Origin of the sequence: Novosphingobium sp., from assembly GCF_030699305.1 — a bacterium.
Classification (GTDB): Bacteria; Pseudomonadota; Alphaproteobacteria; order Sphingomonadales; family Sphingomonadaceae; genus Novosphingobium.
Window position 1 is genome coordinate 62,191 of record NZ_JAUYNB010000027.1, and the last position, 15,848, is coordinate 78,038.

14 protein-coding genes are annotated in these 15,848 nt (G+C 66.1%); 9 read left to right on the forward strand and 5 right to left on the reverse strand.

All coding sequences use genetic code 11. From position 1 onward, the window contains the following. Positions 1-165: 165 nt before the first annotated feature. The 5 genes from Q8Q53_RS11200 (at position 166) to Q8Q53_RS11220 (ending at position 6,153) form a co-directional block, all read left to right on the forward strand. Positions 166-1,017, forward strand: coding sequence for an SDR family NAD(P)-dependent oxidoreductase (locus Q8Q53_RS11200; protein ID WP_305701854.1), 852 nt, complete (start codon positions 166-168; stop codon positions 1,015-1,017). Then, positions 1,014-2,474 (forward strand): MFS transporter, encoded by a 1,461-nt coding sequence (locus Q8Q53_RS11205; RefSeq protein WP_305701855.1) that lies wholly within the window; start codon positions 1,014-1,016, stop codon positions 2,472-2,474. The genes Q8Q53_RS11200 and Q8Q53_RS11205 overlap by 4 nt, the downstream gene beginning before the upstream one ends. 92 nt (positions 2,475-2,566) lie before the next feature. Further along, the gene (locus Q8Q53_RS11210; protein WP_305701856.1) at positions 2,567-3,850 is read left to right on the forward strand and encodes an acyl-CoA dehydrogenase family protein; all 1,284 of its coding nucleotides are present in this window, start codon (positions 2,567-2,569) and stop codon (positions 3,848-3,850) included. A 127-nt stretch (positions 3,851-3,977) separates the two neighbouring features. Continuing rightward, complete coding sequence (locus Q8Q53_RS11215; RefSeq protein ID WP_305701857.1) at positions 3,978-5,066, forward strand: Zn-dependent alcohol dehydrogenase; 1,089 nt, start codon at positions 3,978-3,980, stop codon at positions 5,064-5,066. A 7-nt stretch (positions 5,067-5,073) separates the two neighbouring features. Beyond that, the gene (locus Q8Q53_RS11220; RefSeq protein WP_305701858.1) at positions 5,074-6,153 is read left to right on the forward strand and encodes a phosphotransferase family protein; all 1,080 of its coding nucleotides are present in this window, start codon (positions 5,074-5,076) and stop codon (positions 6,151-6,153) included. Positions 6,154-6,261: 108 nt separating this feature from the next. On the opposite strand, the gene Q8Q53_RS11225 is transcribed toward Q8Q53_RS11220, so the two are convergent. Beyond that, entirely contained in the window at positions 6,262-8,655 is a 2,394-nt protein-coding gene (locus Q8Q53_RS11225) for a S8 family serine peptidase (protein ID WP_305701859.1), read from the reverse strand. A 151-nt stretch (positions 8,656-8,806) separates the two neighbouring features. On the opposite strand from Q8Q53_RS11225, the gene dapD reads away from it, so the two are divergent. Together dapD and Q8Q53_RS11235 are read left to right on the forward strand one after the other, a co-directional pair. Next, complete coding sequence (dapD, locus tag Q8Q53_RS11230; protein ID WP_305701860.1) at positions 8,807-9,646, forward strand: 2,3,4,5-tetrahydropyridine-2,6-dicarboxylate N-succinyltransferase; 840 nt, start codon at positions 8,807-8,809, stop codon at positions 9,644-9,646. Positions 9,647-9,663: 17 nt separating this feature from the next. Then, complete coding sequence (locus tag Q8Q53_RS11235; RefSeq protein ID WP_305701861.1) at positions 9,664-10,101, forward strand: ion channel; 438 nt, start codon at positions 9,664-9,666, stop codon at positions 10,099-10,101. Between the two features lie 6 nt (positions 10,102-10,107). On the opposite strand, the gene Q8Q53_RS11240 is transcribed toward Q8Q53_RS11235, so the two are convergent. Next, positions 10,108-11,370: a dipeptidase gene (locus Q8Q53_RS11240; RefSeq protein WP_305701862.1), complete on the reverse strand. Its 1,263-nt coding sequence runs from the start codon at positions 11,368-11,370 to the stop codon at positions 10,108-10,110. A gap of 113 nt (positions 11,371-11,483) precedes the next feature. On the opposite strand from Q8Q53_RS11240, the gene Q8Q53_RS11245 reads away from it, so the two are divergent. Next, complete coding sequence (locus tag Q8Q53_RS11245; RefSeq protein ID WP_305701863.1) at positions 11,484-12,242, forward strand: sulfite exporter TauE/SafE family protein; 759 nt, start codon at positions 11,484-11,486, stop codon at positions 12,240-12,242. Positions 12,243-12,249: 7 nt separating this feature from the next. On the opposite strand, the gene Q8Q53_RS11250 is transcribed toward Q8Q53_RS11245, so the two are convergent. Then, on the reverse strand, positions 12,250-12,852 hold the full coding sequence (locus Q8Q53_RS11250) for a GNAT family N-acetyltransferase (RefSeq protein ID WP_305701864.1): 603 nt from the start codon (positions 12,850-12,852) through the stop codon (positions 12,250-12,252). A gap of 109 nt (positions 12,853-12,961) precedes the next feature. Between Q8Q53_RS11250 and Q8Q53_RS11255 the strand changes: the two genes are divergently transcribed. Further along, positions 12,962-13,270, forward strand: coding sequence for an alkylphosphonate utilization protein (locus Q8Q53_RS11255; protein ID WP_305701951.1), 309 nt, complete (start codon positions 12,962-12,964; stop codon positions 13,268-13,270). A 9-nt stretch (positions 13,271-13,279) separates the two neighbouring features. Here Q8Q53_RS11255 and Q8Q53_RS11260 read toward each other — a convergent pair whose 3' ends face one another. Both Q8Q53_RS11260 and Q8Q53_RS11265 read right to left on the reverse strand, forming a co-directional pair. Then, positions 13,280-14,413, reverse strand: coding sequence for an aminotransferase class V-fold PLP-dependent enzyme (locus Q8Q53_RS11260; RefSeq protein WP_305701865.1), 1,134 nt, complete (start codon positions 14,411-14,413; stop codon positions 13,280-13,282). 33 nt (positions 14,414-14,446) lie between these two features. Continuing rightward, positions 14,447-15,823 carry a cytochrome P450 gene (locus Q8Q53_RS11265; RefSeq protein ID WP_305701866.1) on the reverse strand — a complete coding sequence of 459 codons (1,377 nt, stop codon included), beginning with the start codon at positions 15,821-15,823 and terminating at the stop codon, positions 14,447-14,449. Between the last annotated feature and the right edge of the window lie 25 nt (positions 15,824-15,848).

The window sequence follows — 15,848 nt, forward strand, 5'->3', positions numbered from 1 at the left end:
CTCCTCTCTTAATCGCGAGGTTAAAGCGAGTCGGCGCGCCCGCGCAAGCGCGGATTTCCGCGGTTTGGTGCAAATGGCGCTTGCCGTAGCGTCAAGCGCAACAGCGTTGACCGCGCCAGTTTGACGCTTAAGCTGACCGCAAAATCAGAACAGACAGGAGTGGATATGCGTTTCTCGGGCAAGTGTGTCGTGATTACTGGCGCAGCATCGGGCATTGGCCGGGCGGCGACGCTCTTGTTCGCCCGCGAAGGCGCGCAGGTATTCGCGGCCGATCTCAACCTTGACGGGGCCAAGGCGGTTGCCGCCGAAGCGCCGGGGATCACGGCGGTGGCCTGCGATGTCTGCGACGTGGCGCAGATCAAGGCGCTGATGGATCAGGCGGCGGTGGCCTGCGGCGGGATCGACGTGGTGTTCAACAATGCCGGGGCTGGCGGCGCGCGCGAGGCGATTGACGAGATCGACGCCGATGGCTGGGATTTCACCTTCCACCTGCTGCTGCGCTCGGTCGCGATGGGCATTCGCTATGCCGCGCCGCACATGAAGGGCCGCCCGGGCGCGTCGATCGTCAACACCTCATCGGTCGCGGCGGTCGGGCCGGGCTATTCGCCCACCGCCTATGCCGTGGCCAAGGCCGGCGTGCTGCACCTGACCAAGTGTGCGGCAACCGATCTGGCCCGCTATGGCATTCGCGTGAACGCGGTGCAGCCGGGCTTCATCAACACCAACATCTTCACCGCCAGCATGGAAATGCCGGCTGAACTGGTCGACACCGCCAAATCGATGATCGCGCAGATGTCCAGCCAGGCCCAGCCGGTGGCACGCGGCGGCCAGCCGGATGACATCGCCAATGCGGTCGCCTTCCTGAGCAGCGATGCCGCCAGCTTCATGACCGGCGCTTCGCTGATCGTCGATGGCGGAATTACCATCGGCCCGCGCCACGCCTGGGATCCGGAAGCGCCGGGGATGTTCGATACGCTGCAAGCCATGGCCGAAGGGGCGCTGGGCGCACCGCAGTGACAACAGCGGCCAGCGCTGGTCCTGCCCCCGGCGCCAGGCTGCCGGGGAAGCTGAAATTCTTCCACGGGCTGGGCTCGATTGCCTATGGCATCAAGGACAACGGATTTTCCACGTTCCTGCTGCTGTTCTACAATCAGGTGATGGGCATGGACCCGCGCATGGTCAGCCTGGCGCTGGCGATTGCGCTGGTGATCGACGGGATCATCGATCCGATCATCGGCTATCTGTCCGACCGGACCTATTCCCCATGGGGGCGGCGCTTGCCGTGGCTCTATATCGCGCCGATCCCGCTGGCGTTTGCCTGGGCGGCGCTGTGGACTACCAGTTCACAGCCCACGCTGCTGGGGCTGGTGGTGATGGCCGTGATCGTGCGGATGCTGATTTCGGCCTGCGAAGTGCCGTCGATCGCGCTCGTGCCGGAACTGACCCACGATTATGACGAGCGCACCACGCTGATGCGCTATCGCTTTCTGTTCGGCTGGGGCGGGGGGCTGCTGGTGATGTTGCTGGCCTATACCGTGTTCCTGGCCCCTGCCGCCGATGGCAGCGGCGGGATGCTCGATGCCAGCGGCTATCAGGCATATGGCCTGTTCGGCGCGGTGGTGATGGCGGCGGCGGTGCTGATTTCCGCCGTCGGACAGCACAGCCGTGCCGCCGGGTATCCGCCGCGCGCGCGCAGCCCGTTCAATTTGCGCACGGCGTTTTCGGAACTGCGCGAATCGCTGTCGCACCCGGCTTTTCTGGTGCTGCTGGGCGGCGGCGGGCTGGCCTATACCAGCCAGGGGATCACGTTCTCGCTGTCGAACTACCTGTATCTTTATGTCTGGCGGTTCGACGGGGATGATCTGAAAATCTATCCGCTGGTGCTGTTCGCCAGCGTGGTCGCCTGTTTCCTGCTGCTGCCCAAACTGCACACGCGCTGGGGCAAGCGCGATACCGCCGTGGCCACGGCCGTGATCGGGGCCAGCCTGTGGGCGCTGCCGTTCGGGCTGCGCGCCGCCGGACTGTGGCCGCAGGTCGGCACGGGCGCATCCACCGCCGGGCTGTTCGCGATCTTCTTTTTCTCCAACGTGTTCAGCGTGTCGGCGATGATCTCGGCGTCATCGATGGTGGCCGATGTGGTCGAGGCATCCGAAGAACAGACCGGGCGGCGGTCCGAAGGGGCGTTTTTTGCGGGCAACATGTTCATGGCCAAATGCGCTACCGGGCTGGGCATCTTCCTGACCGGGCAGATGCTCTATCTCGCCGGAATGCCCGACAACGCAAAGCCCGGTGAAGTGCCCGCTGCCGTGATCGACAACCTGGCCAATATCTACATTTCGGCGGTGGTGGCCTTTGCCATCGGGATCGCACTGATCCTGCGCCGCTTCCCGATCACCCGCGCCGATCACGAAGCGCGCGTGGCGGCACTGGCGGCCGCGCGGACCAATCCGGATGCCGGAGGATTGCATCCTTGATTGCTTAACCGTTCGATTAAACACCTTGGCGCGGGGCCGCGCCTCTGGCACTGATAACCACAAGATTCGACAGCATGAGGAAGGATGAGGACATGGATTTCGACCCCACCGAACGGCAGGTCTATTGGCGCGACCGGGTGCGCCAGTTCATCGAAAACCATGTTCGCCCGCGCCAGGGTGATTACAAGGCACAGGACGCCGCCGGTGAACGCTGGAAAGTGCTGCCGGTGATCGAGGAAGAAAAGGCCCGCGCCAAGGCGCAGGGGATCTGGAACCTGTTCATGCCGCCGCAGTTCGGCCGCACCCACGTGGACGATACCTTCGAATTCGAAGGGCCGGGGCTAACCAATCTGGAATACGCGCTCTGCGCCGAAGAAATGGGCCGCGTGGGCTGGGCGTCGGAAGTGTTCAACTGTTCCGCGCCGGATACCGGCAACATGGAAGTGCTGCACCGCTATGGCACGGCCGAGCAGAAGGAGCAGTGGCTGAAGCCGCTGATGAACGGTGAAATCCGTTCGGCCTTCCTGATGACCGAACCGCAGGTCGCTTCGTCGGACGCGACCAACATCGAATGCTCGATCCGCCGCGAAGGCGATGAATACGTGCTCAACGGGGTCAAGTGGTGGTCATCGGGTGCGGGCGATCCGCGCTGCAAGATCGCCATCGTGATGGGCAAGACCGATTTCGAAGCCAAGAAGCACGCCCAGCAATCGATGGTGCTGATGGAACTCGATGCGCCCGGCGTTGAAATCGTCCGTCACCTGCCGGTGTTTGGCTATGACGATGCGCCGCACGGGCACATGGAAATCAAGCTCAACAACGTCCGCATCCCGGCCAGCAACATGCTGCTGGGCGAAGGCCGCGGGTTCGAGATCGCGCAGGGCCGCCTCGGGCCGGGCCGGATCCACCACTGCATGCGCACGATCGGCGTGGCCGAAGAGGCACTGACCAAGATGATCAAGCGGCTGCAATCGCGCGTGGCCTTTGGCAAGACGCTGTCGTCGCACTCGGTGTGGGAACAGCGCGTCGCCGAAGCCCGGATCGACATCGAATGCTCGCGCCTGCTCTGCCTGAAAGCGGCAGACATGATGGACAAGGTTGGCAACAAGGCCGCGCAGCAGGAAATCGCGATGATCAAGGTGCAGGCCCCGCGCATGGCCCTGCGGATCATCGACGATGCGATCCAGGCGCACGGCGGCGGCGGTGTTTCGGACGATTTCGGGCTGGCCAAGGCCTATGCCTCGATCCGTACCCTGCGCCTTGCTGACGGTCCGGATGAAGTCCACAACCGCTCGATCGCGCGGATGGAATTCGGCAAGCACGCGCCGCAGTCTGACGCCGGGTTCAGCTCAGGCGATCTCGGCGTCACGCGCTGAGCCACGACTATCCCCCCTGCCGCGTGCGGGAGGGGCCGGGGCAAGGCGTGTTATCTGGAGCCACCGGTAACACGCCTTGCCCTGCTACCTCCCTTTGCAGGGAGCGAGTTTTTAGGGAGAGAATGCCATGAAAGCCGCCGTCCTCATCGCCCCGAACCAGCCGCTGGAAATCGAAGATCTGGTGATTTCCAAGCCCGGTCCGCACGAAGTGCTGATCCGCACGGCGGCGTGCGGGTTGTGCCATTCCGACCTGCACTTCATCGAAGGCACCTATCCCCATCCGCTGCCAGCCGTGCCGGGGCATGAAGCCGCCGGGATTGTCGAGGCGGTGGGCAGCGAAGTGCGCACGGTCAAAGTGGGCGATGCGGTCGTCACCTGCCTGTCGGCGTTCTGCGGCCACTGCGAATTCTGTGTGACGGGCCGGATGGCGCTGTGCCTGGGCGGCGATACCCGCCGTGCGCCGGGCGCGCCCTCGCGCCTGACCCGCCAGGACGGCAGCACCGTCAACCAGATGCTCAACCTGTCGGCCTTCGCCGAAATGATGCTGGTGCATGAACACGCCTGCGTCGCGATCAATCCCGACATGCCGCTGGACCGCGCCGCCGTGATCGGCTGCGCGGTGACGACCGGTGCGGGCGCGATCTTCAACGCCTGCAACGTGACGCCGGGTGAAACCGTGGCCGTGGTCGGCTGCGGCGGAGTGGGGCTGGCCACGGTCAATGCCGCCAAGATTGCGGGCGCCGGGCGGATCATCGCCGCCGACCCGCTGCCCGAAAAGCGCGCACTGGCGCTCAAACTGGGCGCGACCGACGTGGTCGATGCCTCCGCCCCCGATGCCGCCGCGCAGATCATGGAACTGTCGAAGGGCGGGGTCGATCACGCGATTGAAGCGGTTGGCCGTCCGGCGTCTGCCAGCCTGGCGGTCGGTTCGCTCCGCCGCGGCGGGACCGCCACGATCCTGGGCATGATGCCGCTGTCCGAGCGGGTCAGCCTGGGCGCGATGGACCTGCTGTCGGGCAAGAAGCTGCAAGGCGCGATCATGGGCAACAACCGCTTCCCGGTGGACCTGCCGCGCCTGGTTGATTTCTACATGCGCGGGATGCTCGATCTCGACTCGATCATTGCCGAGCGGATTCCGCTTTCGGCCGTGAACGAAGGCTTTGAAAAGATGAAGCAGGGCCACTCCGCCCGTTCCGTCATCGTGTTCGATCAGTGAGGGCCTGATGACTGACGCACCTGCCCTTAACGCCGAGCTTGATTTCGTCGGCACGGTCGAACCCGAAGGCGCGGACCGGCTGGACGAAGCCAGGCTGGCGGCCTGGCTTGAGGCCAATGTCGCGGGCTATCAAGGCCCGATGCAGCTGACCAAGTTCAAGGGCGGCCAGTCCAACCCGACTTACAAGATCGCGGCCCAGTCCGGCAATTACGTGCTGCGGCGCAAGCCGTTCGGGGTGCTGCTGCCGTCCGCCCATGCGGTGGACCGCGAATACAAGGTTCAGGCCGCGCTGGCCAAGGCCGGGTGGACCGTGCCGCCGCAGTATGGCCTGTGCACCGATGACAGCGTGGTCGGCAGCTGGTTTTATGTCATGGGCATGGTCGATGGCCGGACGATCTGGGACGGTTCGATGCCCAATGACACGCCGGACTATCGCCGCGCGACCTACAACGCGATGATCGACACGCTGGCGGGCCTGCATGCGGTCGATGTCGAAGCGGCGGGGTTGTCGGAATACGGCAAGCCCGGCAACTACTTCGGCCGTCAGGTCGATCGCTGGACAAAGCAGTACAGGCTGGCCGAAACCGAAACGATGGATTCGATGGAGCGGCTGATCACGTTCCTGTCCGCTACCCTGCCCGAACAGACCCGCACCAGCGTGGTCCACGGCGATTACCGGATCGACAACATGATCTGGGCCAAGGACGAACCCAAAGTGCTGGCCGTGCTGGACTGGGAACTGTCCACACTGGGTGATCCGCTGGCCGATTTCACCTATGTCGCGATGGCGTGGGTGACTGAAAACGGCGGGCGCAGCGGCGTGATGGACCTGGACCGCAAGGCGCTGGGCATTCCCGAACTGGAAGAAGTGGTCGAACGCTATTGCGCCGCCACGAACCGCACCAGCGTGCCGGACATGAACTGGTACTTCGCCTACAACTTCTTCCGCCTGGCCGGGATCATGCAAGGCATCAAGAAGCGCGTGATCGACGGCACTGCCAGTTCGGCCCATGCCAAGGCGATGTCGGAACGGGTCCAGCCGCTGGCCGATAAAGCGTGGGAATTCGCGGTGAAGGCCGGGGCGTAATACCACAACTCCCTCCCCGGCGGGGAGGGGGAACGGCCCGTCGTGGGCAGCGAACCCCCACCCCTGGCCCCTCCCCACCGGGGAGGGGAACCGGCCGTGCGAACCTTCCTAAAACTTGCGCACCCAGCTGACCGCCGCGCCTTTGTCGTCCGGCAGGGCGCTGTAATGGCCGGGGTCCTTGCGCCAGAACAGGCTGGCCATCGCCGCGCCGTCCCACAGCTGCCCGCGCCAGACCAGTTCTCCGTCCAGTTCGCGCCCGCGCGGGGCCAGCGATAGCGTGCGGACCCCCAGTGTGGGGGTGAGCGTTTCATAGCTGTAGTCCACCGGCAGCAGGAAATTCAGCCCGCCGCGCTCAACCCGCAAGGGCTGTGACAGCCGCAGCGACACGCTGTCGCCGGGCTGGGCCACGCCGTAGCGCGTTGCATTGACGGCCCAGGCCGATGTCGCCAGCCGCGATCCGTCGGCCAATGCGCCCGAACGCCGCGCCCAGGTCCAGCCACTGCGCCAGGCTGCGCCCAGCCGCCAGCTGTCATTCGCACGCCAGCCCAGACTGGCGTCCACGAACGCACTGTCCGCGCCGCCCGCACCAAAGGCACTGTGCAGCCGCGCGCCCAGCAGGCTGTCCCGCTCGGCCAGCCAGTGCGCGCCCAGCGCCGCGTCGAACGCGCCGAACGTGCGGTCCACCGACAGCCCCAGCCGCAGCGCCGGTGCGCCATCCAGCCGGGTGCGGGTGCTGGCGGCGAGTTGCACCGGTGCGGCGGCCTGCGCGCTGCCGCGTTCGGCCAGCGCGGTCAGCCCCCAGCCGCCCAGTTGCTGGCGCAGCGCAAAACTGGCCTGTCCGGTCGCGCCAAAGCCCAGATCGTCCAGCGGTGAGCGTGCAATCAGGAACGCGGGTTGCTCGCGCCCCTGCAATTGCGCAACCAGTCCATCTGCCCCTTGTTCAAAGGCAAAGCCCAGCCGCTGCCCCGGTGCGATTTGCGCCACGATCCGGGCGGCCAGCACGCGGGCCTGTTCTGCATCGCCGCGGGTCAGCCGCAGCGCGCCTTGCCACGGCAGCCGCGCCACCGCGCCGTGCGCATCGACCGAAAATGCCAGGGACACCTTGCCCCCGCCCAGCGAGAGGTTGCGCGCATCGCTGCGCAGCGCAGCGGCCAGCTTTGGCTGGACTTGCGCCCTGCGCACCCCGGCGGACAGGTTCATCTGGTAGGCGCGCTGATAGCCATCCAGCACGATCGTGGTCAGCGCGCCGGCCAGCGGCGCAGCATCGCCCATCGGGGTGGACATGACGACGGTGGTATCGCCCGCCGGCATCGGCGCGGTGCTGCCCGCGATGGCCGTGGTGCCTTGCGGAGAAAATGCGGCGGCGATGTCAAGAATGCCGCGTCCGAAGGTGGTATCGGTCCCCGCTGCGCCCGCATCCTGCGCGGTCCGCAGCAGCAGGTCGACCACCTGGCCCGCGGTCAGATTGGGGAAGGCCTGCCGCAGCAGCGCTGCCGCCCCGGCCACTTGCGGCGCGGAAAAACTGGTGCCTGAAAAGACATAGACCGACCGGGTGCCGTCCGGATTGTCGACGATCTTCATCGTCCCGTCCTCGTATACGCAGCACACCCGCTCACCCCGCGCGGACAGGAACCAGTTGGCCCCCGTCCCGGCCTTGTTGCTGAACGCGGAAAATCCGCCGTCCTTGTTCACCGACCCGACGATGATGACATTGCCGCTGCCCACTGCCTGCAATCCGGCAGCGAACGGATCGGGGTTGGCTGGATCGACATCGGTCTCGGTCGAATCGCCGTCGTTCCCGGCGGAGACGATGATGACGACCCCCGCCGCCGTCGCCCGGGCAACCGCTGCGCGCAGGGTAGAGCTGGGGGCGGAGCCGCCGAGCGAGAGGTTGATCACTTTCGCCCCAGCCGTCACCGCCCGGTCGACCCCAGCGGCGATGTTGACGTCGTTGAACTTGCAGCCGCTGTCCTTGACCTCGGTATCCTTGGTGGCACAGCTGCCGGGGGTGTCGGCGCGGAACATGGCGATGGTAGCGTTGAACGCGATGCCCAGCACCCCGGTCCCGTCGCGCGCGGCGGCAGCCACCATGGCGACATTGGTGCCGTGGTCGCTTTCCGGATCGATCCCCCGGTCACCCGCCACATCGGCGCTGGACGGGTGGATGCGCCCGGCAAACTCCGGGCTGTCGCTGTCGATCCCGGTATCGACGATGCCGATGGTCACGCCCGTGCCGCTGTAGCCCTGCGTCCAGGCGGTCACCGCGCCGTGCTGCGGCGCGCCGGATGAGCGGTTGTACTCGCTGGTCAGGAACGTTCCCGTCGGGGTCGGCGAAGGGGTGGGCGTGGGGGTTGGCGTTGGAGTCGGTGTGGGGGTCGGGGTTGGCGCGGGCGTGCTGCCGACCGATCCGCCGCTACCGCCGCCGCAGCCCGCAACCAGCGCAAATGACAGGATAGCAACGCCCAGATGCCACTGCGCGCGCCGGATGTTCAGTTGTTTCATGCAGCGACCTTTGTGCAATCCGGTTCAACTTCTGCCATGCCTTACCTTAACCGGAAATATCCAGCTTCGTCCTGCCTGCATGCTTGCCCCCGGCGCGGGCAGGCGATAGGCGGCAAGGCCGATTGCCCGCGTTTGAGCGAAGGAACACGACATGACTGCCGAACTTGCTACCGCGATCGAAGCTGCCTGGGAAGCGCGTGACGGGGTAACCCCCGCCAGCAGCGATGTCCGCAGCCTGGTCGAAGCCGCGCTGGAACTGCTCGATAGCGGGCAGGCGCGCGTGGCCGAACCGGACGGGCAGGGCGGCTGGCAGGTCAACCAGTGGCTGAAAAAGGCTGTGTTGCTGTCGTTCCGGCTGAATGACAACGTGGTGGTGCCGAACGGCGCGGCGGGTTCGCCCGCGTTCGACAAGGTGCCGTCGAAGTTCGCAGGCTGGGGTGAAAACCGCTTCCGCGAAGGCGGATTCCGCGTGGTTCCCGGCGCAGTAGTGCGGCGGGGGTCGTATATCGCCAGGGGCGTGATCCTGATGCCCAGCTTCGTCAACATCGGCGCCCATGTCGGTGAAGGGACGATGGTCGATACTTGGGCCACGGTCGGTTCCTGCGCACAGATCGGCAAAGGCGTGCATCTGTCCGGCGGCGTCGGCATCGGCGGCGTGCTCGAACCGCTCCAGGCCGGGCCAGTAGTGATCGAGGACAACTGCTTCATCGGCGCGCGCAGTGAAGTCGTCGAAGGCGTGCGGGTCTGCGAAGGGGCGGTGCTGTCGATGGGCGTCTATCTGGGCGCATCGACCAAGATCGTCGACCGCGCGACCGGTGAGGTCCATATCGGCCGCGTTCCGCCATATGCGGTGGTTGTGCCGGGGTCGATGCCGGGCAAGCCGCTGCCCGATGGCACGCCGGGGCCGTCGCTGTATTGCGCCGTGATCGTCAAGACCGTGGACGCGCAGACCCGCGCGAAGACCGCGATCAACGATCTGCTGCGCGATTGACCTTTGCCAGCGCGGTGATGGCGGATAACCTGCTGCCGCAGTTTGCGGTTTCCACGGCGATGGTGGTGCTGTGCGTGTTCATTCACGGGCTGGGCCTGTTCGGCCTGAACCGGGCGGTGCGGACGGAAACGGCGGTGGAACGGCTTGAGCACATCAATCCATTTTCCGCGCGCGGGGTCAGCTTCACGCTCGGCGCGGTGATCGCGATGCTGGCGCTGCACGGGGTGCAGATCTGGATTTTCGCGTTCGCGTACATGGCGCTGGGGGCGATTCCGGATCTGGAAGCGGCATTGTATTTTTCGACCATCAGCTATTCGACCGTGGGTTACAACGACACCCACGTCCTGACGGAATGGCGGCTGCTGGGGGCGTTCGAAAGCGTGCTGGGCATCTTCATGCTCGGCTGGTCGACCGCGTTCTTCTTCCGCCTGACGGGCCGGATCGACCCGCACTGATCCCGGTCAGAAACTGACCGGGTTTTCAAACGCCGGCGTGCCTTTTTGCGTGGCGGCATAGGCTTCGGCCGCTTTCAGCACGCGTAGCATATTGCGGCTGGACAGCTTTTCCAGATCGGCCTGACTCCATCCGCGCCGTGCGAGTTCGACGAACAGCGCGGGATATTTCGCGGCGTCTTCCAGCCCGACAACCGTGTTGTCGATCCCGTCCAGGTCCGCGCCCAGCCCGACATGATCGGCCCCGATCCGCCTGGCGATATGATCGAGGTGGTTGGCGACATCGGCAACCGAACCCAGTGGCTGCGGGTTGGCCTTGTCCCAAGCGGCCAGCGCGGCGGCGATGGTGGCAGCGGGCTTGCCCAGATGGAGCGCATCCAGCCGCGCGCGTTCGGCGGCGCGGGCGATGTTCCACTGGCGGGTCCGTTCGACCACGAACAGCGGATAGAAATTGACCATCACGATCCCGCCGTTGGCCTTCAGCCGATCCAGCGCGCTGTCGGGCACGTTGCGCGGGTGGGTGCTGACCGCCAGCGCGTTGGAATGGCTGAAGATCACCGGAGCCTTCGCCACTTCCAGCGCGTCGAGCATCGCCTCCTCGCTCACATGGCTGAGGTCCACCAGCATCCCCAGCCGCTGCATTTCGCGCACCACATCGCGGCCCAGCGCGTTCAGCCCGCCGTGGACCGGCTTGTCGGTCGCGGCATCGGCCCAGCTGTTGTTGCGCGAATGGGTCAGCGTCATGTAGCGCGCGCCGAGTTCATGCAGCTGGCGCAGCACGGCCAGCGATCCGCCCATCGAATGGCCGCCTTCCATCCCCAGCAGGGACGCAATCTTGCCCTGCTTCATCGCGCGTTCGACGCAGGTGGAATCCTCGCAATATTGCAGGTCGGCGGAATTCTGCGCGATCAGCCGCTTGGTCACGTCGATCTGCTCGATCGTGGCCTGCACCGATTGCGGATCGCTGAGGCTGGCCGGGACATAGACCGACCAGAACTGCGCCCCCACCTTGCCCGCGCGCAGGCGCTTGAGGTCGGTCTGCAGCGCGATCACGCCCTTGGCCGGATCGGCGCTGGCGGTGGTGTCCTGAAAATCGAACCCGGCGAGGATATTCTTGCGCCGTTCGCGCAGCTGCATCGGAATGTCGTTGTGGCCATCCCAGACCGGCGCTGCCGCCAGCGCTGCCGCTGCGACCTGTTCGGGCGTCTTTGCGGTCACCGGAGCGGCCAGGCCAAGCAGCAGGGCGGAAGAAGCAAGCAGGATGGCGCGCATCGGATAAGTCCTTGGGGTTGGTGTGTTTGGCGCACTTAAGCGGGAGTGACAGGCACTTGGCAAGAGCGCAGGCACTTGCACGGCGCAGCGCGACGTGCTTGGCGCATCGGGCGATGGAACTGCTGGCCGATCCCTGGACGCTGACTCTGGCCGTGCTGGCGGTGATCGTGGTCGGCATGGCCAAGGGCGGCTTTTCCGGCCTCGGCGTGCTGGCCACCCCGCTGCTGGCGCTCAGCCTGCCCGCGCCGGTCGCGGCGGCGGTGCTGATGCCGGTGCTGCTGGCGCAGGACGTGGTCAGCGTGTGGTCGTTCCGCAAGACCTGGGACAAGTGGATCGTGGCCTGGATGCTGCCGGGGGCCATCGCCGGGGTGGCGGCAGGCACGGTGCTGGCCGCCGTGGTGCCGGAAGAGCGCCTGCTGCTGGTGCTGGGGGCGATCACGCTGGGCTTCGGGCTGTACCGGCTGTGGCTGGAACGCGGCGGGCGGGTGATCGCGCCATCGGATTCGCCGGGCTGGATCGGATTGCTGTTCGGTGCGGCGTCGGGCTTTACCAGCCAGGTCGCCCACGCGGGCGGTCCGCCGTTCCAGATGTGGGTCACCCCGCGCCGACTGCCGCACGAGACGTTTGTCGGGACCAGTTCGGTGTTCTTTGCGCTGGTCAACTGGATCAAGGTGCCCAGTTACCTCGCGCTTGGTTCGCTCAACGCGCAGACGCTGGCGGCCGGAGCCGCTCTCCTGCCGCTGGCGATTGTCAGCACGCTGGTCGCGGTGCGGCTGATCCGGCGACTGGACAGCGCGCGGTTCTATACCCTCATCTACCTGCTGATGGTCGCGCTCGGCGCCAAACTGGTGTGGGACGGATTGGCCGTCTGACCGGATCTCAGGCCGGGTCCGGGTGTTCCATGGTCCAGAAATGCGGCCCCTCGCGCCCCGGCACATCCCATTCCTCGCGGATCACGAAGCCCAGCCGCTGATACAGGCCGACGTTGCTGGCCGTCGCGGTTTCCAGCACGGCGGGAACGCCCGCCTGCGCCGCGCGGGCAAGGCCGGCTCGGATCGTCCGCCCGCCCAGCCCCTTGCCCTGGCAATCGGGCCGCACCCCGGCATAGCGCAGGTAATACCTGCCCTCCCCGCGCAGCAGGTGCGCGTCGATACTGTCACCGACTTTGGCGGCGCGCATGATGCACGGGCCAAAAATCCGCAGCAGATGGAGCACGTGTGGCGGGGTGAGGCGCGAGCGCAGATGCACTTTGCCAGGTTCGCGCCACAGCGTCACCGCCGCAACGTCCGGCGTGCCCAGGATCAGGCCGTGCGCCAGATGATCGCTGAACAGCCAGTCATACATCAGGCGCAGGCGGCGGGCGCGGGCGGCAGGATCGGGGATGATCCAGCTGACCGCCGGGTCATTCTGAAACGCGGCGGCCAGCGTGGCGACGGCGGCGGCGCGGTGCGTTTCGTCCAGGGTGATGATTGGGGTGTCCATGCCGCCTTGTTCCCGCAACCGCGCGCCTGCGCAAGTCCGGCGAACATTCTCCTCGCCAAGCCCGCCGCCGCCTGTCATTGCCCCGGGCCTGCCAATGGAGGGAACCACGATGGCCGGTGACGACGAAGATTATGTCTATGACGAAGACAGCGGTGAATGGCTGCCCGCGTCCGAACTCGCGGCGAAGCAGGCCGCTGCCGAAACGGTGGAAGTGCGCGATGCGGTGGGCAACCTGCTGGCGGATGGCGATTCCGTCACCCTGATCAAGGACCTGACCGTCAAGGGCGCGGGCCAGACGCTGAAGCAGGGTACTGTGATCAGGTCGATCCGGCTGACCGGCGATGCCCAGGAAATCGACTGCCGGTTTGACGGGATCAAGGGACTGGTGCTGCGCGCAGAGTTTGTCCGAAAGCGATAAGCGGGAGGCCTAGGCCGGGAACACCGCGTCGAACGCGGTTTCCAGCCGCTTCAGGCTGGCAGGAACGTCCAGCAGCTTGTCCAGACCGAACAGGCCGAGGCGAAAGCTGCGGTAATCCGCGCCCTCGTCAATCATCAGCGGCACGCCCGCCGCGATCTGATAGCCCTGGGCCAGGAACTTCCTGCCGTTCTGGATCTCGGAATCGGCGGTGTAGGACACGACCACGCCCGGCGCGCCGAACCCTTCGGCGGCAACCGATGGCACGCCCCGCGCGGCCAGCATCGCGCGGACCGCATTGCCCTGTTCCCACTGCGCCGCGCGCAGGGATTCAAGGCCCGCTGCCTGCGTTTCCAGCATCGCATCGCGAAAGCCGCGCAGCGCATCGGTGGGCATCGTCGCGTGATAGGCGTGGCCACCGTTCAGATAGGCTTCCATGATCGCCAGCCAGCGGCCCAGATCGACCGCAAAGCTGGTTGATTGCGCCGCGCGGCAGCGTTCCAGCGCGGCGGCGCTCAGCATCACCAGTCCCGCGCAAGGCGAAGCGGACCAGCCCTTTTGCGGGGCGGAAATCAGCACATCGACTCCGGTTTCGGCCATGTTCACCCAGACGCAGCCCGATGCCACGCAATCGAGCACGAACAGTGCGCCGACTTCATGGGCGGCAGCGGCGACGGCGCGGACATAGTCATCGGGCAGGATGATCCCCGATGCGGTTTCGACATGCGGCGCGAATACCACGTCGGGGCGCTCGGCGCGGATCGCGGCGACCATTTCGTCGATGGGCGCGGGGGCGAACGGCGCGGTCGGCCCTTCGCCAATGCGTCGGGCTTTCAGCACCGTTTCCTGCGCGGGAATGCCGCCGGCCTCGAAAATCTGGGTCCAGCGGTATGAGAAAAACCCGTTGCGGATCACCAGCACGCGCTTGCCCGTGGCGAACTGCCGCGCGACCGCTTCCATCGCATAGCTACCGCCGCCGGGGACCACGACGGCCCGCTCGGCCCCGTAGACCCCGGTCAGGCCTGCGTGGATATCGTGCATCACGCCCTGAAAGGCTGCGCTCATATGGTTGAGCGAGCGATCGGTGAACACGACCGAGTATTCAAGCAGGCCGTCAGGATCGATGTCGGGGCGCAGGCCGGGCATATCAGGAACTTTCGCTAGAGACTGGCCCCGCGCTTAAACCGGCTGGAAGGTCACGCGCAAGCCGTCGCTCGGCTTGGGGATCGGCCACGGCTGCCACTTGGGTTCATACCCCGGTTCAATCTCGATTCTGTAGCGGGTCAGGATCTGCGCCATCAGGATCTTCACCTGCATATAGGCAAAGTGCAGCCCCAGGCACATATGCGCCCCGCCGCCGAACGGCACCCACGCATACTTGTGGCGCTTGGCCACCTGATCGGGGGTAAAGCGCAGCGGATCGAACTTTTCGGGTTCGGGCCAGTATTCTTCCATCATATGCACCGCCGCCGGGCTGATCCCGACCGGCGTTCCGGCCGGGATGGTATAACCGCCAAAGGTGAATTCCTTCAGCGCGCGGCGGGGCAGCGAAGGGACGGGCGGGATCAGCCGCAGCGATTCCTTGAACGCCATTTCGGTCAGGTCCAGCTTTCCCATGTCGTCATAGGCCAGCGAACGGCCTTCGCCGCCGGTCACCGCGCGCAGTTCGGCGCGCAGCTTGTCCTGCCATTCGGGGTTCCTGGCCAGCAGCCAGACCAGCGAGGTGGCGGACGAGGTAATCGTATCGTGTGCGGCCATCATCAGGAAGATCATGTGATCGACCACTTCATCGACCGGCATCAGCGATCCGTCCTCATGCGTGGCGCGGGCGAACTGGCTGAACATGTCCTGCCCGCCGCCCTGTTCGCGGCGGCGCAGCGTTTCGGCGGTGAAGTACTCGATCAGGAACTTGCGTCCCGCCACGCCCCGGCCCATCGCGGTGAACGGCAGCGGCTTGCGGATCACGCCGATCGAGGCCTGGACCATGTCGACGAAGGCCTGGTTGATCTTGTCCGCCTCTGGCCCCCACGGCAGGCCCAGGAAGCTGTCTGCGGCCAGATCGAGCGTCAGTTGCTTGATTGCCGGATAGAACAGCAATTCGCGGCCCGACCATTCCTGCACCCGGTCCGCAATCCCGCGGTTGAGCGCGTCGGAATAGTGGCGCATCGGTTCAGGCTTGAACGCGATCGACAGCGCGCGGCGGTCGGCCCGGTGGTGGTCGAAGTCCAGCAGCATCAGCCCGCGCGGGAACAGCTGGTCCAGCACCGAACCCCAGCCCTGTGCGCTGGAGAACAGCTTGCCCCGGTCGAACAGCACCAGCTCGTTCGCCTCGGCCCCGATCAGGATCACCCCGCGCCGGCCAAAGCTGTTGTTGCGATAGACGTTGCCGTATTTCGCCCGCATCCGGTTGCCGAAGCCGACCGGATCGGCCAGCAATTGCAGCGTGGTGCCCAGCACCGGCCAGCCATCCTCACCGGGGATGTGATCGAGCGCGGACTTGGGCTGGGGCTGGGACCAGTGGGTGTATTGCGGGGTATCGGGTGCAAGCGTGGCCATCAGTTATCCTTGTTACTGACAGCGT